Consider the following 20,467-nt stretch of genomic DNA (forward strand, 5'->3'; position numbering starts at 1 on the left):
ACGCGAACCCGCCCCCCGGTGTCACCTGGTCGGTGATCAGCCCGGGAGCTGCCAGTTGCAGTTGTTCATCCAGGCGCCCAGGGTGTTCTGGGTGCCCCAGTCGCCGGCGTGGTGCGCGTTGTCGTACGCCTGGCGGACGCTGGTCTTGAGCGAGCCGCCGGTGGCCGGGCCGACGACGCCGTCCGGGTCGAGGCTGTGGCCGTACTGGTAGTTGACGACGGCACCCTTGGTGAGCTGGCCGAACTGGCCGTCGGCGTCCAGACCGGCACCGTCGACGTAGTTGAGCCCCTGCTGGAGGCAGGTGACCGCCGAACCACTGCTGCCCACCCGGAGGGTGGACGCGGCATTGGCGGAACCGACGCTCAGGCCGAGAACGGCGCCCGCACCGAGGGTGAGGGTGACGGCCCTAAGGGCCCACTTCTGCTTCATGGTTGAGCACTCCTCAGTCACACAGATCGCAGGAGGAGCCCCGTGCCTCTCCTGCCGCACGGAATCCTGCGCCGATCGGTGCGGTCCGGGAAGGGGTCGGGAACGGTTGGCTTGAATCGAACTGTTGTGCGACATTCGGCTTTTGTGCCCGCGCCCGCCGGTCGTGCGCGGATCCCCGTCCGGTCGTTCGGTCGGCTTTCGGCGAGCCCCCCGGTGCCCACGGCCTGCGGCCATCCCTGGTCTTTACCGAACGCCCGCCCGTGCCGCCGGCCGGGCGGAACGTGCGGCTCCGCCGCAACCGCCGGAGGGGCCGGGCGACAAGTCTTGGCTTGAAATGGATGCGCCACCCCCGCCCGTTTGTTACAGCGGCCCGCCGCACGCCGTTCGCGCGGCCGCCGTCCGCGTGGCCGTGCCGCGTGTCCGCACGGCGGGCCCGGGCGACGGGTGCTACTGGTGGACGCACGTCCCCCCGCCCCGAGAGGCAGGTCCCCCATGGCCAGAATCGCCGTGATCGGTGCCAACGGCACCGTCGGCGCCGCCGTCGTCGCGGAGGCCGTCGCGCGCGGCCACCACGTCACGGCCGTCGTCCGCGACCCGGCGCGCTACCGGGCCGGGGAGGTCGCGGTCGCACCTGGTGACGTGCTCGTCCCCGCGGACGTGGCCCGTGTCGCGGCCGGGCAGGACGTGCTGGTGAGCGCCGTCGGCGGCGACGGGCCGGGCCGCCGGGGGCTGATCGAGCCGGCCGCCCGCTCGCTGGTCGAGGGCCTGCGGACGCTCGGCGGCGCGGCGCCCCGGCTGCTCGTGGTCAGCGGCGCGGGCAGCCTGGAGACGGCGCCGGGCGTCCGGGTCTGGGACGCGCCCGGCGTGCCCGAGCGGCTGCTCCGGGTGATGCACGCCCACGGCGCGGCCCTGGAGTACCTGCGCACCGTCGAGGACGTCCGCTGGACCGCGCTCAGCCCGGCCGCCGAGCTCGTGCCGGGCGAGCGCACCGGCCGCTACCGCACCGGGCTGGACCAGGCGCTCACCGACGCGTCGGGCCGGAGCTGGATCTCGGTGCCGGACTACGCCGTCGCCCTGGTCGACGAGGTCGAGCAGCCGGAGCACATCGGCGAGCGGTTCACCTGCGGCGCCGTGTGACGGCCCGGCCGACCGGGCTCGTCGGGGCCGCACGGGGCGTGCCGGGGGAGGGCCCGCCCCTCCGGGCTCGTCCGCGCGGCGCCGGTGGCCGGCCGGGCGGGGCGTCAGCCGAGCTGGATCGAGCGCTTCGCGAGCCCCATCCAGAACCCGTCGATCACGCTGCGCTGGCTGCCGAGGTCGGCCTCGCCGGCGCCGAGCGTGACGAACAGCGGGGCGAAGTGCTCGGTGCGCGGGTGGGCGAGCCGCCCGGCGGGGGCCTTCCGCTCGAAGTCGAGCAGCGCGTCGAGGTCCTCGGCCTCCAGGGCGCGCCGGCCCCAGTCGTCGAACTCGGCCATCACCGAGCTGATCCGGCCGTCGGAGCTGAGCGCCCGCAGGTTGTGGGTGAAGAACCCGCTGCCGACGATCAGCACCCCCTCGTCGCGCAGCGGGGCGAGCCGGCGGCCGATCTCCAGCAGCCGCTGCGGGTCGAGGGTGGGCATGGAGACTTGGAGGACGGGGACGTCCGCCTCCGGGAACATCTCCACCAGGGGGACGTACGCGCCGTGGTCGAGCCCACGGTCGGGAATGTCCTGGACGGGCGTACCGGGGGCGCGCAGCAGCTTGCGCACGCGCTCGGCGAGCTCCGGTGCGCCGGGCGCGGCGTACTGGACCCGGTAGTAGTGCTCGGGGAAGCCCCAGAAGTCGTAGACCAGCGGCACGGTGGTGACGGCACCGAGGGCGAGCGGCGCCTCCTCCCAGTGCGCGGAGACCATCAGGACCGCCTTCGGGCGCGGCAGGTCGGCCGACCAGGCGGCCAGCTGACCGGGCCAGACCGGGTCGTCGGCGAGCGGCGGCGCGCCGTGCGAGAGGTAGAGGGCGGGCATGCGCTCGGGGGCGGCGGTGCTCATGGCGGCTCCTCGGTTACTAGTTCAAATTTAAACCTCGACGGTCTCGAAGGTACACCTTGGTTCGAATTTGAACAACAGGAGTACGCTTCCCCCATGCCCTCCATGCCTTCCACGCCCCCCGCGAACGGCCCCCGTTCCGCGGACGGCACGCCTCCTGCGAGCGGTCCCCGTTCCGTGGGCGAAACCCGTTCCGCGAACGACCCGCGCTGGCTCGACCAGGAGGAGATGGCCGCCTGGCGGGGCTTCGTCGCCGCGAGCAACCTGCTCAACCGCCGGCTGGAGCGCCAGCTCAAGGAGGACTCCGGCCTCTCCCACACCCAGTACGAGATCCTGGTGCACCTCTCCGCCGCCCCGGCCGGCTCACTGCGGATGACCGAACTGGCGGAGAAGCTGATCACCTCCAAGAGCGGCCTCACCTACCAGGTGACCCAGCTGGAGCGGATGGGCCTGGTCGGCCGCCGCTCCTGCCCGAGTGACGTGCGCGGCGTGTTCGCCGAACTCACCGACGAGGGGCGGGAGATGCTGCGCCAGGCCGCCCCCGGGCACGTCGCCCTGGTGCGCGAGCTGCTGATCGACGTGCTCACCCGCGAGCAGCTCGCCGTCCTCGCCGATGGCCTCGGCGAGGTCAGCGCCCGTCTGCGGCTGGAGGACCGGGCGTAGCGGGCCTCCCGCGGGCGCCGGCGTCGGTGCCCGTGCCCGCGCTCGGGCTGGTGCCCGCGCCCGTGCCCGCGGCAGGCCCGCCCGCGGCCGCGTCCGTGTCTCCCGCCCGGTCCAGCAGCAGCGCGCGTTCCCGCGCGTTGCGGGTCAGCGCCGCCGCCCGCTCGAACTCCGCCCGCGCCTCCGCCGCCCGCCCGAGTCGTGCCAGCAGGTCGCCGCGGACGCTCGGCAGCAGGTGGTACTCGTGCAGGGCCGGTTCCGCCGCCAGCGCGTCCACCAGCTCCAGGGCGGCCGCCGGGCCGTCGGCCATCGAGACGGCCACCGCACGGTTCAGCTCCACCACCGGTGACGGCGTCAGGGCCATCAGCCGCCCGTACAGCGCGGCGATCGTCGCCCAGTCGGTGTCCTCGTAACGCACCGCCCGCGCGTGGCAGGCGGCGATCGCGGCCTGCACCGAGTACGGGCCGGTGCCGGCCCGCCGAAGCGCCGCGAACCCGCGCCGGATCAGCAGCCGGTCCCAGCGGGTCCGGTTCTGGTCGGCCAGCAGTACCGGCTGCCCGTCGGGGCCGGTGCGGGCCGCCGTCCGGGACGCCTGGAACTCCAGCAGCGCGGCCAGGCCGTGCACCTCGGGCTCGTCCGGGGCGAGTCCGGCCAGTACCCGGGCCAGCCGCAGCGCGTCCTCGCAGAGGGCGGGCCGGAGCAGGTCGTCGCCGGCGGTGGCCGAGTACCCCTCGTTGAAGATCAGATAGACGACCTCCAGCACCGAGGAGAGCCGGGCCGCCCGGTCCTCCCCGTACGGCACCTCGAACGGCACCCGGGCCGTGGCCAGCGTCCGCTTGGCCCGGACGATCCGCTGTGCCACCGTCGGCTCGGGCACCAGGAACGCGCGGGCGATCTCCTGGGTGGTCAGCCCGCCCAGCAGCCGCAGCGTCAGCGCGATCCGCGCCTGCGCCGAAAGCACCGGGTGGCAGGCGGTGAAGATCAGCCGCAGCAGGTCGTCGTCGATGTCGTCCGGCTCGGCCGGCTCCGGAGGCGGCACGTCCTCCAGCGACCGACCGACCTCGGCGAGCTTGCGCGCGTACGTCTCCCTGCGGCGGACCAGGTCGATCGCGCGGTGCTTGGCGGTGGTCATCAGCCAGGCGCCCGGGCGGTCCGGGACACCCTGCTCCGGCCACTGCTCCAGTGCGGCGACCAGCGCGTCCTGCGCCAGCTCCTCGGCGATGCCCACGTCCCGCACGATGCGGGTGACACCGGCGATGATCCGCGCGGACTCGATCCTGAACACCGTCTCGACCGCCACGGCCGCGTTGCTCCCGCTCACGGCCACCCATCAGAGCAGCAGCCGGGGACCAGGGCAAACACGGCCGCGGAGAGTCGGGGCGTTCAGTGTGGGGCTCAGGCCTCCGGCGGGGTGGTGTCCCCGTCGATCTGGCGAAGCTCGGCGCCGACGGTCCAGCTCACCGGGTGGATCTCCAGGAAGCGCTTGGTCCACTCCAGGGCCTCGGCCTTGTCCTTGCACTGCATGATGGCGTAGCCGCCGATGACCTCCTTGGTCTCGGTGAACGGCCCGTCGGTGAAGCTGAGCTTCCCGCTCTGCCAGGTGATCCGGGTGCCGTCGGCGGTCGGCAGCAGCCCGGCGGTGTCGAGCATCACCCCGGCCTTGGTGATCTCCTCGAACAGCGCCCCCATCCGCTTCTCGAAGTCCGCGTCGAGCTGCATGTTCGGGGCGTCCTGCTCGTTGATGCGAATGAGGCTCATGAAGCGCGGCATGGTGACTCCTCGGTCAGGAGGCGGGGCCGTTCCCCGCCTCTCACCCCTGCGTCGAACGGGGAACGGCCGGATCGACAGCCGCCCGGAAATTCTTCCGGGGGATTTCCGCCGCGGCCACCGGAGCCGTCCCTGCCCGCCCGGGGTACCGGGCTGGGCCGCGTGGCTCAGGGGGCCGGAGCCGTTCCTCCCCGCGAGGAGTGCCGGGTCGGGCCGCCCGGCTCAGGCGGCCGGGGCGCAGAGCAGGGCCGCGCGGAGGTCGAGGCGGTCCTGGAGACGGGCCAGGTTGCGGCCGGTGAGGTCCTCGATGCGGCGGATCCGGTAGTGGACGGTGTTGACATGTATACAGAGGGTCTCGGCGGTGCGGGCCCACGAGCCGTCGTGGTCGAGGAAGGCCGCGAGGGTGCCGAGCAGCGAGACGCCGTTGTCGCGGTCGTGGGCGGCGAGCGGGGCCAGCAGGCGGGTGTGGAAGGCGGCGGTGACCTCGGGCGGGATGCCGCGCAGCAGCCCGGCCAGCGAGTCCAGCTCGGCGGCGGTGCCGATCGCTCCCGACGGGCCGTCCAGCAGGTACCGGGCCTGGACCAGGGCCGCCCGCAGCGGGCCCGCCGCGGCCGCCGCGGCCGGGCCGACGCCGAGGCGCAGGGTCCGCCGCCCGCCGAGGCGGGCCTGGAGGGCGGGCCGGGCGCGGCGCAGCCGGTCGGCGACCTGTGCGGCGGGCGCGGCGACCACGGCGGCGGCCCGGCCGGCGCCGTCCGTCCCGGCGGCGTACGGGGCGTCCAGCGGGTGCAGTGCCTCGGCGAGTGCGTGCGCGGCCCACGCGGGCGGGGCGTCGTCGATCCGGGCGGCCACCGCGACCAGCGGTGCGCCACCCGGCGTGCCCGTGGGTAGCCCGCAGGCGGCCAGGGCTTCGGCGAGGCCGGTGCCCCCGTCCCCGGCCGCGCCGGTCGTACCGGCCAGTGCGTCCAGCAGGTGCCCGGCCGTCCGGCGCCGGCCGCCCGCCTCGGCGTGGGCGCGGACGGCGAGCGGGGCGAGCAGTTCGGCCAGCCCCTGGAGCACCGGCTCGGCCGCGGCGTCGCGGGCGTGCGGCCGCAGCCTCCACCCGGTGAACGGCGAGCCGTCCTGCGGGCCGACCGGCAGCCCGAGGTCGCCCCGCCCGCCCGGCGCCGCCGGCCCGGCGACGAGCCGCCCGCCGGCCGTGGCGAGCGAGCAGTCCGGTACCCCGAGCCGCCCCACCGCGTGCGCGAGCACCTCGGCGGGGGCGGTGCCCGCGTGCATCAGCTCGGCGAGCTCGCGCCGGACGGTGCCGGGTATCGCGGCGGTGTCCTGGGCGCCGGCCCGGAGGTCGCCCCAGAGGCGCAGGTAGACGCGGTCGGTGACGGACCGGAAGCTGACGCCGGCGGGCACGGCGAGCAGCGGGATGCCGTGGGTGCGGCAGGCGTCGACCAGGCTCTCGGGGATGCTGCCGTGGGTGCCCTCCCCGGCGAGCAGGGCGGCGACGCCGGCGCTGCGCAGGGCGGTGGCGAAGCGGAGCGCGCCGGAGCCGTCGGCCGGCTGCCACCAGACCAGGCCGGTGAGGACGAGCTCGCCGGGCCGGAGGTAGCGGGCCGGGTCCTGGAGGTCGGTGGAGCTGATGCCGGTGGCCGGGCGGGCGAGCAGCTCCGGCGTGCCCCAGGCCAGCCGGATGTGCAGGTCGTCCAGGTCGAGCAGGTCTCCGACGATCATCTCTCTCGCTCCTTGTGCTCCGCGCCGGACCATGGCCATCGCACCTGCGAGGCCGACCGGCGCACGAGCATCGTAAATGCAAGCTGATGACCTGTAATCCCCCTTGGTGGATCATCCAGTGCGAGCCCCCGCGGATGGTGTCCGGAACCAGTCGTCCGCACCGTTGCCGCCTTGCTTGAATCGGTGTGGGGCGCACCGCAGTGTCTCCTCCGGTGCGCCCCGCATCCCGCTCCACGCATCCTTCGGGGTGCGGCCCGGCCCTCGCGGCCCCGGGTCTGCGTCCTGCCCCCTCCGCCCCCGGGCCTGCGTTCCGCCTCCGGCCTCCCGCCTTCGGCAGATGCCTCCCCAGGGGGCGTTCATCCATCGCAACTGCGGCTGAATTGTTCCTTTCAGGCCCGCATGTGCGAATGGCCCGGCTCCGGCTCGGGTAGCACTTCTCCCGGACCGCGGCGACCGCACCGGCGCGGTCCGGGAGGAGCGTGGCACATGGGAGCGTCCGCCAGAGTCCGGCTGCACGGTCACCTGGACCGGCCGGCCGAGCTGACCGTCGAACAGCTGCGCGCGCTGCCCGCCCACCGGGTCGAGGTCAGCTTCGACTGCCTGACCGAGGGCGAGCAGCGCCACGGCTACGAGGGTCCGGCCCTCTGGGACGTGCTGCGCGCCGCCGGCCCGCGGATCGACTTCACCGGCCGCAAGCAGCGGCTGCGCTTCCTGCTCTCCGTCAGCGGCGCCGACGGTCACCGTGCCGTCGTCTCCTGGGCCGAGATCGACCCCGAGTTCGCGGACCGGCGCATCCTGCTCGCCACCAGCATGGACGGCGCGCCGCTGGACGCCGCGGGCCCGCAGCTGGTCGTCCCCGACGACCGCTGCGGCGCCCGCTACGTCAGTGCGGTCACGGCCGTCTGGCTCGGTCCGCTGGAGGAGCCCGCTCCCTGAGGGCTGCCGTCGGAGGGCTGCCGACGGCGCTGTGCTGTCGGTGCTGTGTTGTCGGTGGCGTGCCGTCGGCGGTGTGTCGTCAGTGGCGCGCCGACGGCGGTGCCGCCGAGGATCACGCGGCCGAGAGCGAGACCTCCGTCGACTTGATCAGCGCGACCACCGGCGAGCCGGCCGCCAGGCCCAGCTCGGCCGCCGCGTCGGCGGTGATCGCGGCGGTCAGCGCGCCGTCCGCCACGTCGACCTTCACCCCGGCCATCGCGGCGCCGGTGGCCACCTCGGCGACCGTGCCCGGGATCTGGTTGCGGATGCTCAGTCCGGCGACCGGGCCGGTGGCCAGCGAGACCTCGGTGGACTTCACCAGCGCCTGCACCGCACTGCCGGCGCCGAGGCCGAGGTCCTTCACGGCGTCCACGGTGACCGCCGCGGTGAGCTCCTGCCCGGAGGTGAGCCGGACCTTCACGGTGGCCATGACCTCGCCGGTCGTGACGGCGGTGACGGTGCCGGGGAGCTGGTTGCGAATGCTCAGGCTCATGGGTGGTGCCTCGTACTTTCGATCGCGGTTCAAGGGGTTCCCGATCGTGCCGTGATCAACCCTAGTGGCCGGAAAATCCCTGGTCACACGCGTTGAGGGGGTCTCTCGCAGCTGCCAGGGCCGAGTGGTGGACAGGCTCGCATCTGCCTGCTCTGTGGGTTCAGTCCTTGCTGAATTCAGCATTGGCTGTACTGTTGGGCCATGGAACCGACCGCCGAGAGCACCCGCAGTCCGCACCTCCCCGCCGAAGCGCAGGAGGCGGCCATGGAGCGCGTCGGCAGGGCCCTGGCCGACACCAGCCGGCGCCGCATCCTGCTCGCCCTGCTCGCCGCCCCGCACTACCCGGCCGACCTCGCCGAGGAGCTGGGCCTGACCAGGGCCAACGTCTCCAACCACCTCGCCTGCCTGCGCGACTGCGGCCTGGTGCGGACCGTCCCCGAAGGCCGCCGCACCCGCTACCACCTGGCCGACGACCGCCTCGCCCACGCCCTGCGGGACCTGCTCGCCGCGGTCCTGCCCCTCGGAGAGGAGCACTGACATGGGAGCCGGCCATACCGTCGGCCACACCGCCGGGCCCCCGGCCACGGTCGGCGGCGCGTACCGCCGCCGGATGCTGCTGACCATCGCCGTCACCGGCACCGTCCTCGTCCTCCAGGTCGTCGGCGGCCTGCTCTCCGGCAGTCTCGCCCTGCTCGCCGACTCCGGCCACATGCTCACCGACCTCTCCGGAGTCACCCTGGCCCTGGTCGCCGTTCAGGTCGCCCAGCGCTCGCCCACCCTCCGCCGCACCTTCGGCCACTACCGGCTGGAGATCCTCGCCGCCCTCGCCAACTCCGCCCTGCTGATCGGCGTCTTCGCCTGGGTCGCCTACCAGGCCGTCCGGCGCTTCGGCCAACCCGCCGAGGTGCGGGGCGGGTTGATGCTGACCGTCGCGCTCGTCGGCCTTGCCGCCAACCTGGTCGGCGTCGCCCTGCTGCGCAGTGGCAAGGACCACAGCCTGAACCTGCGCGGCGCCTACCTCGAAGTCCTCGGCGACGCCCTCGGCTCGGTCGCCGCCATCGCCGCCGCCGTCGTCATCCAGCTCACCGGCTGGCAGTACGCCGACCCGATCGCCTCCCTGCTCATCGGCGTGATGATCCTGCCCCGCGCCTACCTGCTCGGCCGCGACGCCCTGCACGTCCTCCTGGAAGCCACTCCCAGAGGCCTCGACCTCGCCGCCGTCCGCACCCACCTCCTCGCCGACCCGGCCGTCCGGGAGGTCCACGACCTGCACGCCTGGACGATCACCTCCGGCATGCCCGTCCTCACCGCCCACGTGGTCACCGGCGACGCCGACCCCGCCGACCTGCTCACCCGCCTCCGCCGCTGCGCCGCCGACCACTTCGCCATCGCCCACACCACCCTCCAACCCGAGCCCGCCACAACCCCGTTGTGCACGGTCCCGGTCCACGTCTGACCACGCCGCCGCTCCCCGCCGGACGACCGGCGGGGAGTGGTGTCCGTCCGGTCCGGCCACCTCGCCAACCCGGCCGGAAGTCGGCGGTCCTGCTGCCGCGCCGCGACCGATTGGGAAGGATGGGGCGCATGAGTATCGATCACGCCTTCGCGCAGCGTTTCGCCGAGGAGTGGGTCGCGGTCTGGAACGCCCGTGACCTGGAGGCCGTCCTCGCCCACTACACCGACGACGTCGTCTTCGCCTCGCCCAGGATCGTCACGTTCATCGGCGAGCCCTCGGGGGAGGTGCGCGGCAAGGAGGCCCTGCGCGCCTACTGGGCCAAGGCGCTGGCGCAGCTGCCGGACCTGCACTTCGCGCTGGAGGACGTCCGGGTGTCGGTGGACACGGTCGTCATCAACTACCGCAACGAGCGCGGGACCGCCGTCTCGGAGGCGCTGACCTTCCGGGACGGCCTGGTCTGCCGGGGCTTCGGGGCGTACGCCGCCTGACGCCCGCGTCACCTACTGCTGTCACCTGCTGCTGTCGCCTGCGGTGCGATCCGGGCGGCCAGGCCGAGTGCCCCCGCCCGGATCCGCTCTTCCCCCAACTCCGGTAGCAGTGCGGCCACATGCTCGGCCGCCAGTGCCGCGAGCAGGGCGTGTGCGTCGTGCTCCGGGTCCGCCGCGCCGGCCCGGGTGAGCAGGATCGCCACGTGCCGGTGCCAGAACCGGTACGCCCCGATGCGGTAGCGGGCCCCGCGCGAGGCCGTCTCGGACATCCGCACCAGGTCGAGGTGTTCCAGCAGGTAGTCCAGGTACGCGTCCACGAACGCCGCCAGTCGCTCGCCGGGTGCCGTGCCGGGTGCCGTGTCCGGCCCGCCCGCCTCGCCCGCTTCGCCGTCCGCTGCGCCCGGCCCCAGTGGTGCGGGCCCGCGCAGGACCGCCTCCTGGAGTGCCCGTTCGCGCGCGTCCAGCAGGGCCACCCCGAGTCCGGCCTTGTCGCCGAAGCGCCGGAACAGCGTGCCCTTGCCGACCCCGGCCGCCGCCGCCACCTGGTCCATCGAGACCGCCTCGACCCCGTGCTCCGCGAACAGCCGGGCGGCGGCCTCCAGGACGGCGGCCCGGTTCCGGGCGGCGTCGGCCCGTTCGGCGGGTGGCGGGGTGCGCAGCAGCTCCAGTGCTACGGGCTCCCCGCCGGTCCCGGGGATTGCAGAAGCGGACTGCGGTCCGTTATTGTCGTGAGCCATAACCGGACTATAGTCCGAATCTCTAGGAGGTAGCGGCAATGACTGCACTCATCACCCGGGACGAACTGGCCGCGGCGATCGAGACGGGCTCCGTGACCGTGGTCGACGCCCTCGGCGGCGAGTACTACGCCAAGCAGCACCTGCCCGGCGCCGTCGCGCTGGTCCGGGCCGATGTGGACGAACTGGCGCCCACCCTGCTCCCCGACCGCGACGCCGCGATCGTCACCTACTGCTCCAACCCGGCCTGCCCCAACAGTGGCCAGGTCGCCGACCGCCTCACCGCCCTCGGCTACACCAACGTCCGCAAGTACCGCGAGGGCATCGAGGATTGGGCCGACGCCGGTCTTCCCACCGAGTCCGCCTGAACCGGGGTCGGCTCCCCGCGCCTGGCGTTCGGTGCCCGGCGTCCTTCGGTGGGCCGCCTTGCTCGACCCCATGCGCAACTCTCTGGTTGCGCATGGGGATTCGGATGTGCAACCGTTGGGTGGCACATCCGGACGAGATGAGGTCTCAATGATCCCCGACACGATCGAACGCACCGTCGTCATCAATGCCACCCCGGAGCGGGTCTGGTCGGTGCTGACCGAACCCGCCTTCCTGGGAGGCTGGTTCGGCAGCGGAGATCCCGTCAAGGTCGAACTGCGCCCCGGTGGCGTACTGATCTTCGACCACGGTGTTCACGGCACGATCCCGGCCCGCGTCGAGACGGTCGAGCCGCCGAGCGTCTTCTCCTGGCGCTGGTCCCAGGGCGCCGCCGGTGAGGAGCCGACCCCCTCCAACGCCACACTCGTCGAGTTCACGCTGGCCGTGGACCAGGCCACGGGAGGCACCAGGCTCACGATGGTCGAGAGCGGCTTCGCCCAACTCGGCCTTTCGGCCGACGAGGTGGCGGACCGTCACCGCGCCAACGGCCGGAACTGGCCGGGCAAGCTCGACCAGCTGCGTGAGAGGTTCGAACCTGCGGAAGCATGACCGGCGCGAACGACGGCGAACGGGCCTCCGGAGGGCGGGCGGTGGAAGCGGCGGAGGCGGAGGTCGCCGCTGCCGAGCAGGAGCGGCACCCTTGAACCCTGCCGGCGTCTCGGGAGCCCGGCGCGGGAGGGGACGGGGCGTCCCGCGTGCGTCCCGGGACCGGAACGATCACCCGCCGTGGCGATGGGTTGCGCTCTTGACCGGGCCCGTCTCCCGCGGCAGCGGACGGGCCCTGGCCCGCTTCACCGACACCCCGCGTGCGAGGTCGAACTCCGCCGCCGGATCCTCGGCCGCGGTCCACGGGGCGGCGCCGCACCAGGGTCCGAGCAGCCGGAACTGTTCCAGTGCGGGCGCGTACAGGCCCGAGGTGTAGAAGAAGGAGGCGAGCAGGTGTCGCAGTGCGGGCAGGTGCGGATCGTCCGGCGGCACGGTCGCCAGAGCCGCCGCGACCGCCCTCAGCCGGCGCTTCGCCTGCGCCGAGGCCAGCAGCTTCCCGGCTGCGTTGCGCTTCGCCAGTTCGTGGACCGCGTGCAGGTAGATCCCGGGCAGCGGGCTGCCCGCCGGTGCGGCGTCCATGGCCCGCTCGGCGAACGCCAGCATCTCCCGGTCCGAGCCGTACCACTTGGCGCACCAGTACTGCATGCCCTGCCAGTGCCCCTCGTAGTGGTGCGGCGCCCGCTCGGCCAACCCGGCCCAGAGCGGCGCGAACTGCTCGGGCGTGTACTGCGCCCCGCGTGCCGCCGTCACCATGACCACCCACGGCCCCGGGTCCTCCGAGGAGAGCAGCGCGGCCCGCCGTGCGGCCTCGATCGCGGCCGGCAGCAGTTCCCGGAACCTCGCCATGTTCTCGGGCGGCACCTCGTGGGCGAACCCGGAACCGCGGATCGCCCACGCGCGGCGCACCAGCAGCTTGGCCTCCAGCGTGGCCGCGTCGCAGCAGTTCGGATCGGCGATCCGCCAGGCCGTCAGCCAGGCGTCGCCCGAGTCCGCGATCTCCGTCAGCAGTTCGAGTCGCGACCAGCGCTCGTCCCAGGACCGCCCGGCCCCGGCCACGTACGCGGCGGCGGGCCGCCAGTCCCCGTCCCAGGCGGCGTCGGCGATCGCCTGGGCCTCCCTGCGCAGCTCGGCGGACATCGGCGGGCCGGCGCGCTCCGGGTCCAGCTGCGCGCGCGGAGCCAGGCCGTACGCCGTGGGGTCGAAGCTGGTCCGCGCCCACCTCTGGGCGAGCCGGCGGAAGGGCTGGTCGTGCAGCGCGACGCAGGTGAGCGTGATGAAGACCAGGCCGAAAATAAGATCCACAGCGGCGAATCCTCCCTGCCGGGAGGCCGCGCGCGCAACGCGGAAATAGGCTCGCCGAACACCCTCTTCCGTGGAAACATGCCCCATATGGGGACGATTCTGCACGGCACCCACGTCACGCTCCGCCCGGCCACCGGCGACGACATCCCGGCCCTCGTGGCCATTCGCTCCACGCCCGAGGTGTACGCCCGCTGGCGGGGTGGCGACGACCTCGCCGACGCCGTCGCCACCGACCTCAAGGAGCCGGACACCGAGACCCTGGTGGTCGTGGTGGGGGGCCAGGTGGCCGGCGCGATCCAGTGGTACGCCGAGAACGACGACGAGTACCGGCACGCCGGCATCGACATCTACCTCGACCCGGCCCACCACGGCCACGGCCTCGGCACGGACGCCGTCCGCACCCTCGCCCGCCACCTCGTCGCCGACCGCCACTACCATCGCCTGATCATCGACCCGGCGGCGGACAACACGGCGGCGATCCGCTGCTACGAGAAGGTCGGATTCCGCCCGGTCGGGACGATGCGCCAGTACGAACGCGGACCGGACGGCACCTGGCACGACAATCTGCTGATGGACCTGCTCGCCGACGAACTCGTCTAGCGGACTGGCGGAAACGCCTCTACCGCCCTACCGCGCCCCAAAACCCCTCGCGCCTGCTCGCCCCATTCGGTACGGTCTCGACCGCGTTCGCACAGCGGGGAGCCCACGGGCTCCGCGTCCGGCCGCCCCGGAAGTTCCCACGCTGAGAGCAGGTTTCGTCCATGGCATGTCGTATCGGTGAGCTCGTGCTCGGTTGCCGCGACCCCGAACTGTTGGCGCAGTTCTGGTGCGAGGTCCTGGGCTACGTCGTGGTCGGCCGGGAGGAGGGCTGCGTGGAGATCGGGACGCCGGAAGGGTTCGGCGGTCCGCAGCCCACGATCTTCTTCAGCCGCAGGGACGAGCCGGAGCAGGGCAAGTCCCGGCTGCACATCGACGTCAACCCCACCGACCGCGATCAGGACGCCGAGCTCGAACGCCTCCTGGCACTCGGGGCGCGCCGGGCCGACATCGGCCAGACCGGCAACGAGCACTGGCACGTACTCGCCGACCCCGAGGGCAATGAGTTCTGCCTGCTCAAGGCGCGCCTCAACCCGATCTGACGGTTCGGGACCGCTCCCTGTGGTCGACCGCCACCGTATGGCCGTGCGCCGGCCGGGCACGGGATGACGGGCTGACGAGTGACGGGGTGACAAGTGACGGGTGACGGGACGGGGCTGCGCCGCTCGGGCGTCCTCCGCCTCGCTCCTACGGTCGCCTGCCCCAGATGCGGACGGTCAGGTCCGGCCGGTGGCGGAGCATGGCGTCGGCGATCGTGCGGTGATCGACCGGAAGGGTGTTGGTCGAGAACGACGGGCGGTAGCCCATGCGGGCGTTCGCCCGGGCGATCCACGGCGCGCGGACCAGGTACCCGGCGGGGTCGTGCAGGACCAGCTCGACCATGTACGGAGTGAAGGCGGAGCCGGTGTTGACCGCCCGGACCCGGACCTCGGCGATCTCGTTCCAGGCGATCCGCCCCACCTGGACGTGCTCCAGCCCGGCCGCGTCCAGTACGAGCTCGGGCCGGCGCCGGACGAGACGGCCCGTCAGCCCCACCGCGCAGGCCCCGAAGAACGTCACGCTGAGTGCGCCGATGAGCATGAACAGGACCGAGGGGGACATCATCATGGCGGCGCCCACTGCCACGAACGCCGCCGCGCCGGCCAGGTGCAGGGCCGCCCGAGGCCGGGAGGACGCGTACACGGTGGGTGGGAGGGCCGCCGTCTCGTCGATCACGCGGCACAAGGTACCGGCCCCCCAGGCCGGGCCGCCACCGCGGTGCGGCGCCGACCGGTGTACGGCGCAGGCGCGACGTCCGCGGCCCGCTCCGGGCGCCGGGGGCGTCGCACTGACCTGACGTGGGCACGGGCCCGGCTCCTGGGGAGGAACCGGGCCCGTGCGTCGGGGCTGTCAGGTCGGGTCAGGTCGGGTCAGGTCGGGTCGGATCAGGCCGGGGCGAGTCGGGCCGGATCGGATCAGGCCGGGTCGGGTCCGGTCAGGAGACGAGCTTGACGACCGCGTCGGCCGCGGCCTTGCCCGCCGCGGCCAGGACCGCCTTCACGAGGTCGCCGAGGGCTCCCGTGATGCCGGCCGCGAGGGTGTCGGTCGCCTGCATGTCGGCCTTGAAGGTGCCGTTGAGGATGCCGTCCCACTTCGCGGTGATCTGCGGGTTGTTGCCGGTGAACGTGAAGTCGTCGTTCCGGTCGGGGGTGCCGAAGGGCAGGCCGGCCACGGTTCCTTCGGTGTGACCGGAGTGCTGGAAGGTGAAGACGGTTCCGTCCGGCGTCAGCACGGCGGCGGAGATCGTGTAGTCGATGTTGTCGAAACCGCTGTCGTGGGCGTGCGTGTTGAACGAGAAGAAGCCGTCCTGCCTCATCACGACGTGCGCCGAGCCCCCGATGGCGATGTCGGTCGTGAGGTCCTGGTCGAAGTTCTTGCTCGACGTGTCGTACCAGTAGTGGTCCTGGACGGAGGCGTCGCCGCCGACGAACCACATCTCCATGCTGCCGGGGATACGGGAGACGGCGGCGATTCCGCTGGTGACGGAGGCGCTGCCGGGGGGTGCGAGTTCGAAGGCCTGCCAGGTGGAGCCCTCGTACCAGTAGCGGTCCTGCACCGAGCCGTTGGGCCCGACGAACCACATCTCCATGCTGCCGGGGATGCGGGAGACGGCGGCGATTCCGGTGTGGGTGGAGGCGCTGCCGGCGGGCGCGAGTTCGAAGGCCTGCCAGGTGGAGCCCTCGTACCAGTAGCGGTCCTGCACCGAGCCGTTGGGCCCGACGAACCACACCTCCATGCTGCCCGGGATGCGCGAGACCGCCGCGACGCCGCTGGTGCTGGACGCACTGTTGGGCGGCGAGAGCTCGAAGGCCTGCCAGGTGGAGCCCTCGTACCAGTAGCGGTCCTGCACCGAGCCGTTCCCGCCGACGAAGAAGACCTCCATGCTGCCGGGGATGCGCGAGACCGCGGCGATGCCGCCGATGGTCGACGCGGTGCCGGCGGAGGAGAGTTCGAAGGCCTGCCAGGTGGAGCCCTCGTACCAGTAGTGGTCCTGCACCGAGCCGTTGGCCCCGATGAACCAGACCTCCATGCTGCCGGGGATGCGGGAGACGGCGGCGATTCCGCCGTTGACGGAGGCGCTGCCGGGGGGTGCGAGTTCGAAGGCCTGCCAGGTGGAGCCCTCGTACCAGTAGCGGTCCTGCACCGAGCCGTTGGCCCCGATGAACCAGACCTCCATGCTGCCGGGGATGCGCGAGACGGCGGCGATTCCGCCGTTGACGGAGGCGCTTCCGGCGGGCGCCAGCTCGTAGCGCTTCCACGGCGAACCGTCGTACCAGTAGGCCCCCTGGACCGAGCCGTTCGGCGCGACCCACCAGACCTCCATGCTGCCGTCGATCCGGGAGACCGCGGCCACCCGGCTCGACAGGTCCGAGCTGCCGGCCGAGGAGAGCGTGAATTGGTTCCAACTCATCTGGGATCCTCCAGTGCTTCGCTGTCGGAACTCCCGGGCCGGAAGTCCGGCCCGGTCCGCGTGAGGTGTCGTCCGGTTACCCGGGGTGACTGCCCAACGCGTGCTCTCACGTTAGGAATTCGCCAGGACGGGGGGCATGAGGCCGTGGTCCCGAGTGCGTCCCGGGACCAGTGCACCAGGTGGGCGCGCCCGGCGTGGGACAAGCGGCGCCGGCCGTTCACCGAGCCCCCCGCGCCCGGTGAACGGCCGGCGTGTCCGTGAGGCGGCCGGCCGGGCCGGTCCGTCGTTGCGGCCGGTGCCGATCCGTTGTGCCGCCGTCGTGCCCGTCCGTCGTGCCGCCGTCGTGACGGCCCGTTGTGCCGCCGTCGTGCCCGGCCGACCTGCCGCCGCCCCCGCCCTGCTGCCGGGTCAGCGGTAGTACCCCTCCACCACCGCCCGCACCTCGTCGTGCAGTGCCGGGCCGTCCTGCGGGACGGGCCGGCGGCCGCTGCCCGGACGGATGGCCAGGAGCTGTTCGCCGGACAGCGCGAACACCACCCGCTGCAGGCCCGCCTGCTGGATGACGGCCTCGCACATCCCGCACGGCTGGCAGCTGGTGTACATCGTGGTCCGCGCCGCCGTGACGGCGTCCAGCTCCCGTGCGGCCCAGCGCGCCAGCTTCAGCTCCGGGTGCGCGGTGATGTCCCGGTCGGTGAGGGTCGTGTTGCGCTCCTCGGCCAGTACGGCGCCGTCCGGCCCGGCCAGCAGCGATCCGTACGGCGGGTTGCCGCTCGCGCGTGCCTCGGCCGCGAGCGCGATGGCTCGCCGGAGGAGGGGGTGGTCGTCGGGGGTGGTCATGAGTGCTCCGTACGGGTGCGGGGTGGGTGGAACTGCGCGGCCACCGTGGCGAGTGACCGCCAGGCCGTCTCGGGGTGGAGGGTTTCGCGGGGGTCGCCGCCGTAGGGGTCGAGGACGACGGTGTCGGCGCCCAGCAGCCGCAGTTGGTCGAGGTCGGCCATGATCTGGTCGATCGTGCCCTCCCCTGCGAGCCGCTGCGGCCCGTCGAGGGTCGTCGCGGTGGGCTTGAGCGCGATCCGGGGCGCGAAGGCGGGTACGGGGAGCTGCTGTTCGTCCGCGAGCTCCTTGAGCCTGGCCACGGACTCGCGCAGCACCGGCATGGTGCAGCGCAACGGGTGCCAGGCGTCCCCGAGCCGCACGGCCCGGCGCAGGCCCGCCTCGCTGTTGCCGCCGACCCAGACGGGAATCCGCCGGCTTCCGTAGGCGGCGGTGTCCGCCCAGGCGGCCCGGACGGCCCGGAGGTGGTCGTCGGTCAGCCGTCCGCGGCGCTCGAAGGGGATGCCGAGGGCGGCGAACTCCTGCCGGGCCCAGCCCACCCCCACGCCGAGGACCAGCCGGCCGTCGCTCAGCTCGTTCAGGTTGGCGGCCATCCGGGCGGTGAGCAGCGGGTGCCGGTAGGGGGCGATGAGGACGGTCGTGCCGAGACGGACCCGGGTGGTGATGCCGGCCAGCCAGGAGAGGGTGGTGAACGGTTCGTAGAAGGGGGCCGGGTAGCGCTCGGCGACGTCGGACGTGATGGCGACGTGGTCCGAGACCATCAGCAGGTCGAAGCCCAGGCCTTCCACGGTGAGGGCCCAGCTGCGCAGGACTCCCGGGTCCGCGCCGGGGCCGAAGTTGAGGACGTTGACTCCGATCTTCACGACGCCAAGGCTAGTCAGGCGGTCCGGGCCTCCAGAAGGGATTCCGGCCTGTTCGGACGCGGTTCGGCCGTGGATTCACCGGTAATCTGGGCAGATGACCGAGAGTCTTGACGAGACGGACTGGGCGATCCTCGCCGAGCTCCAGCAGGACGGCCGGCTCCCGTTCACGGAGCTGGCACGACGGGTGAACCTGAGCGCGTCGGCGACGACGGAGCGGGTGCGGCGGCTGGAGGCGGCCGGGGTGATCACCGGGTACCGCGCGGAGGTGGACCTGGAACGGACCGGGCACGTGGTGCTGGCGGTGGTCCGGCTGAAGTACCCGGGGCCGGGGACGCGGCACGAGCCGCTGCGCCGGCTGGTGGATGAACGCCCGGAGATCCTGGAGTGCCTGCGGACCACGGGCGACGACTGTTACGTCCTGAAGGTGGCGACCACGTCGATGGGTCACCTGGAGGAGGTCGTCGACGCGCTGGCCCAGTTCGGGAGCACGACCACCAATCTCGTCCTCAGCCGGACACTGCCGTTCCGCGGTCCGGGCGGTCCGGGCGCGCCGCGCGGGCTGCGGGGGCAGCGGGTGGACGCCCGGCCGCTCTGAGTCCGGCCGCTCCGAGTCCGACGCCGGGGACCACCTGCTGATCCGGCCTCGCGGCCCGCGTCCCGCCGCTGCGCCCCGGGCTCCCAGGTTGCTCCCAGGAACGGGCAACCGAACGGCCGTTCCTTGCTGTCTCTCCTGTCACCGGGCACACGGGCCCGGGCGGCACAGGAACTGGGCACCGGAACGCGATGAACCTGACTGGCACTCCCTTCTTCGTCCTCACGATCGTGCTGTTCGTGGGCTCCCTCGCGCTGGCCATGGCGCAGTGGCGGGGCAGAGGGGTCTTCGGACGGCTGCCGGGCACTCAGCACCCGCAGCCCAGCGCCGAATCGGGCACGCCCACCGCCGATTCGGGCCCGCAGGCCGCGGAGCAGGGCGCGCCGAACCCGGACCAGGGGGAGCCCGCCACGCAGCAGGGCGCGCCGGGTGCGGGCCGGCCGGTGCCGGCCGCCAGGCCGTGGCGCGGCCCGCTGCGGGCGCTCTCCTACTTCGGGACCATCCTGCTCTGTCAGTTCACCGCCGTGACCCTGGTGTTCGTGGTGGTCAACAACGAGAACCAGCTCTACGACAGCTGGGGCGACCTGCTGGGCACCTCGAACCACGTCCGCGCCGTCCCCGTGCCCCCGAAGGACGAGGGCCTCGCCGGGGACCGGGCCGCCGCGTCCGCGGGGGCCTCCGCCGGGGCCGCCGCCACGTCCGCGCCCAAGGTCCCGCAGGCCTTCCACACGCCCGACTCCGACGCCGTGCCCAGGAGCGTGAAGCAGGCCGACCTCAAGGGCAAACTCTCCGGCGTCGACGGCGAGGTCCTGGTCTGGACGCCCCCGCAGTACGACGACCCCGCGTACAAGGACAAGACCTTCCCGGTGGTCGAGCTGCTCGTCGGCTACCCGGGATCCTCCAGCGCCTGGTTCGGCGAGACCATGGACGCGACCAAGCAACTCGAACCACTCATGAAGTCAGGGCAGGTGACGCCCTTCATCCTGGTCTCGCCACGCGTCACCCTCCTCGGCCAGACCGACACGGGCTGCGCCGACGTCCCGGGCAAGGTCAACGCCGACACCTGGCTCTCGCGTGACGTGCCGCAGATGGTCATGGACAACTTCCGGGCCGACACCACCGCCGACCGCTGGGCCCTGTCCGGCTACTCGGCCGGCGCCCACTGCGCCACCCGCCTCGCCCTGTCCCACCCCAACCGCTACCGTGCGGCGGTCAGCATGTCGGGCTACAACGACCCGGCCGGCGAGCCCGTCTCGCTGACCGCCAAGGACCCGAAGCTGCGCGAGACCGCCAACCCGCTCTACATCCTCACCCACGCCCCCACCCCGCCGAACGTCGCGCTCTACGTGACGGGCAAGCGCGGCGACGGCCTGGAGGACGCGACCGCCCTCCAGCAGGCCGCCAAGAGCCCCACCAGCATCACCCCCGTCGAGACCACCGGCGCCCACCTCACGTCGACCTGGAAGCCGCTGGTCGTCCCGACCTTCAAGTGGCTGACCGGGATCATCCCGGCCCGGTAGGCAGGGGGACCGCCGCGCGCGGCCGCCCACACTCCCGTGCCCCGAGCGCGGGTGTGGGGGCAGGGGACGCGGGTGTGGGCACGCCCGGCCGA

General features: G+C 73.3%; 24 protein-coding genes. 12 read left to right on the top strand and 12 right to left on the bottom strand.

Annotated features, from left to right (window positions below; translation table 11 throughout):
• Positions 1-36: 36 nt before the first annotated feature.
• Positions 37-429 carry a peptidoglycan-binding protein gene (locus ACFC1F_RS14680; RefSeq protein ID WP_376158370.1) on the bottom strand — a complete coding sequence of 131 codons (393 nt, stop codon included), beginning with the start codon at positions 427-429 and terminating at the stop codon, positions 37-39.
• Between the two features lie 492 nt (positions 430-921).
• Between ACFC1F_RS14680 and ACFC1F_RS14685 the strand changes: the two genes are divergently transcribed.
• The gene (locus ACFC1F_RS14685) at positions 922-1,566 is read left to right on the top strand and encodes an NAD(P)-dependent oxidoreductase (protein ID WP_376158372.1); all 645 of its coding nucleotides are present in this window, start codon (positions 922-924) and stop codon (positions 1,564-1,566) included.
• A 104-nt stretch (positions 1,567-1,670) separates the two neighbouring features.
• On the opposite strand, the gene ACFC1F_RS14690 is transcribed toward ACFC1F_RS14685, so the two are convergent.
• Entirely contained in the window at positions 1,671-2,453 is a 783-nt protein-coding gene (locus ACFC1F_RS14690) for a dioxygenase (RefSeq protein ID WP_376158374.1), read from the bottom strand.
• Positions 2,454-2,678: 225 nt separating this feature from the next.
• On the opposite strand from ACFC1F_RS14690, the gene ACFC1F_RS14695 reads away from it, so the two are divergent.
• Positions 2,679-3,113 carry a MarR family winged helix-turn-helix transcriptional regulator gene (locus ACFC1F_RS14695; protein WP_376158493.1) on the top strand — a complete coding sequence of 145 codons (435 nt, stop codon included), beginning with the start codon at positions 2,679-2,681 and terminating at the stop codon, positions 3,111-3,113.
• Here the strand turns inward: ACFC1F_RS14695 and ACFC1F_RS14700 are convergent.
• From ACFC1F_RS14700 to ACFC1F_RS14710, 3 genes are all read right to left on the bottom strand, one after another.
• A complete protein-coding gene (locus tag ACFC1F_RS14700) occupies positions 3,079-4,437 on the bottom strand; it encodes an RNA polymerase sigma factor (RefSeq protein ID WP_376158376.1) in 1,359 nt (452 codons plus the stop codon). The two genes, ACFC1F_RS14695 and ACFC1F_RS14700, sit on opposite strands and share 35 nt — an antisense overlap.
• Before the next feature lie 68 nt (positions 4,438-4,505).
• Positions 4,506-4,880, bottom strand: a complete 375-nt coding sequence (locus ACFC1F_RS14705; RefSeq protein ID WP_376158378.1) for a YciI family protein — start codon at positions 4,878-4,880, stop codon at positions 4,506-4,508.
• Between the two features lie 219 nt (positions 4,881-5,099).
• Positions 5,100-6,599, bottom strand: coding sequence for a PucR family transcriptional regulator (locus ACFC1F_RS14710; RefSeq protein ID WP_376158380.1), 1,500 nt, complete (start codon positions 6,597-6,599; stop codon positions 5,100-5,102).
• Positions 6,600-7,085: 486 nt separating this feature from the next.
• Here ACFC1F_RS14710 and ACFC1F_RS14715 point away from each other — a divergent pair, with 486 nt between their 5' ends.
• Positions 7,086-7,535 (top strand): molybdopterin-dependent oxidoreductase, encoded by a 450-nt coding sequence (locus tag ACFC1F_RS14715; protein WP_376158382.1) that lies wholly within the window; start codon positions 7,086-7,088, stop codon positions 7,533-7,535.
• 112 nt (positions 7,536-7,647) lie between these two features.
• Here the strand turns inward: ACFC1F_RS14715 and ACFC1F_RS14720 are convergent, their stop codons facing one another.
• Complete coding sequence (locus ACFC1F_RS14720; RefSeq protein ID WP_209414480.1) at positions 7,648-8,067, bottom strand: molybdopterin-binding protein; 420 nt, start codon at positions 8,065-8,067, stop codon at positions 7,648-7,650.
• Between the two features lie 264 nt (positions 8,068-8,331).
• On the opposite strand from ACFC1F_RS14720, the gene ACFC1F_RS14725 reads away from it, so the two are divergent.
• From ACFC1F_RS14725 to ACFC1F_RS14735, 3 genes are all read left to right on the top strand, one after another.
• Positions 8,332-8,604, top strand: a complete 273-nt coding sequence (locus tag ACFC1F_RS14725) for a helix-turn-helix transcriptional regulator (protein WP_162002581.1) — start codon at positions 8,332-8,334, stop codon at positions 8,602-8,604.
• A 1-nt stretch (position 8,605) separates the two neighbouring features.
• Positions 8,606-9,523 carry a cation diffusion facilitator family transporter gene (locus ACFC1F_RS14730; RefSeq protein ID WP_376158385.1) on the top strand — a complete coding sequence of 306 codons (918 nt, stop codon included), beginning with the start codon at positions 8,606-8,608 and terminating at the stop codon, positions 9,521-9,523.
• 128 nt (positions 9,524-9,651) lie between these two features.
• Positions 9,652-10,011 carry a nuclear transport factor 2 family protein gene (locus ACFC1F_RS14735; protein WP_245205384.1) on the top strand — a complete coding sequence of 120 codons (360 nt, stop codon included), beginning with the start codon at positions 9,652-9,654 and terminating at the stop codon, positions 10,009-10,011.
• Positions 10,012-10,019: 8 nt separating this feature from the next.
• On the opposite strand, the gene ACFC1F_RS14740 is transcribed toward ACFC1F_RS14735, so the two are convergent.
• Positions 10,020-10,748 (bottom strand): TetR/AcrR family transcriptional regulator, encoded by a 729-nt coding sequence (locus ACFC1F_RS14740; protein WP_376158387.1) that lies wholly within the window; start codon positions 10,746-10,748, stop codon positions 10,020-10,022.
• A 38-nt stretch (positions 10,749-10,786) separates the two neighbouring features.
• Between ACFC1F_RS14740 and ACFC1F_RS14745 the strand changes: the two genes are divergently transcribed.
• Both ACFC1F_RS14745 and ACFC1F_RS14750 read left to right on the top strand, forming a co-directional pair.
• Positions 10,787-11,113, top strand: a complete 327-nt coding sequence (locus ACFC1F_RS14745) for a rhodanese-like domain-containing protein (protein ID WP_376158389.1) — start codon at positions 10,787-10,789, stop codon at positions 11,111-11,113.
• Between the two features lie 148 nt (positions 11,114-11,261).
• Positions 11,262-11,720: an SRPBCC domain-containing protein gene (locus tag ACFC1F_RS14750; RefSeq protein ID WP_376158391.1), complete on the top strand. Its 459-nt coding sequence runs from the start codon at positions 11,262-11,264 to the stop codon at positions 11,718-11,720.
• Between the two features lie 168 nt (positions 11,721-11,888).
• Here ACFC1F_RS14750 and ACFC1F_RS14755 read toward each other — a convergent pair whose 3' ends face one another.
• Entirely contained in the window at positions 11,889-13,019 is a 1,131-nt protein-coding gene (locus ACFC1F_RS14755; RefSeq protein WP_376158393.1) for a hypothetical protein, read from the bottom strand.
• An 87-nt stretch (positions 13,020-13,106) separates the two neighbouring features.
• Between ACFC1F_RS14755 and ACFC1F_RS14760 the strand changes: the two genes are divergently transcribed.
• Together ACFC1F_RS14760 and ACFC1F_RS14765 are read left to right on the top strand one after the other, a co-directional pair.
• Positions 13,107-13,619, top strand: a complete 513-nt coding sequence (locus ACFC1F_RS14760; protein ID WP_376158395.1) for a GNAT family N-acetyltransferase — start codon at positions 13,107-13,109, stop codon at positions 13,617-13,619.
• A gap of 161 nt (positions 13,620-13,780) precedes the next feature.
• Positions 13,781-14,158, top strand: a complete 378-nt coding sequence (locus ACFC1F_RS14765; RefSeq protein ID WP_376158397.1) for a VOC family protein — start codon at positions 13,781-13,783, stop codon at positions 14,156-14,158.
• A gap of 145 nt (positions 14,159-14,303) precedes the next feature.
• On the opposite strand, the gene ACFC1F_RS14770 is transcribed toward ACFC1F_RS14765, so the two are convergent.
• The 4 genes from ACFC1F_RS14770 to ACFC1F_RS14785 all read right to left on the bottom strand — a co-directional run bounded on the left by ACFC1F_RS14770 (position 14,304) and on the right by ACFC1F_RS14785 (position 18,263).
• A complete protein-coding gene (locus tag ACFC1F_RS14770) occupies positions 14,304-14,831 on the bottom strand; it encodes an STM3941 family protein (RefSeq protein WP_376158399.1) in 528 nt (175 codons plus the stop codon).
• Positions 14,832-15,090: 259 nt separating this feature from the next.
• Positions 15,091-16,566: a hypothetical protein gene (locus ACFC1F_RS14775; RefSeq protein WP_376158401.1), complete on the bottom strand. Its 1,476-nt coding sequence runs from the start codon at positions 16,564-16,566 to the stop codon at positions 15,091-15,093.
• Positions 16,567-16,974: 408 nt separating this feature from the next.
• The gene (locus ACFC1F_RS14780) at positions 16,975-17,403 is read right to left on the bottom strand and encodes a nucleoside deaminase (protein ID WP_376158403.1); all 429 of its coding nucleotides are present in this window, start codon (positions 17,401-17,403) and stop codon (positions 16,975-16,977) included.
• Complete coding sequence (locus ACFC1F_RS14785) at positions 17,400-18,263, bottom strand: TIGR03619 family F420-dependent LLM class oxidoreductase (RefSeq protein ID WP_376158405.1); 864 nt, start codon at positions 18,261-18,263, stop codon at positions 17,400-17,402. The genes ACFC1F_RS14780 and ACFC1F_RS14785 overlap by 4 nt, the downstream gene beginning before the upstream one ends.
• A gap of 94 nt (positions 18,264-18,357) precedes the next feature.
• On the opposite strand from ACFC1F_RS14785, the gene ACFC1F_RS14790 reads away from it, so the two are divergent.
• Both ACFC1F_RS14790 and ACFC1F_RS14795 read left to right on the top strand, forming a co-directional pair.
• A complete protein-coding gene (locus tag ACFC1F_RS14790; protein WP_376158407.1) occupies positions 18,358-18,858 on the top strand; it encodes an Lrp/AsnC family transcriptional regulator in 501 nt (166 codons plus the stop codon).
• 188 nt (positions 18,859-19,046) lie between these two features.
• A complete protein-coding gene (locus ACFC1F_RS14795; protein ID WP_376158409.1) occupies positions 19,047-20,375 on the top strand; it encodes an alpha/beta hydrolase in 1,329 nt (442 codons plus the stop codon).
• Positions 20,376-20,467 lie beyond the last annotated feature (92 nt).

It is taken from the genome of Kitasatospora sp. NPDC056181 (genome assembly GCF_042266225.1).
In the GTDB taxonomy this organism is placed as follows: domain Bacteria; phylum Actinomycetota; class Actinomycetes; order Streptomycetales; family Streptomycetaceae; genus Kitasatospora.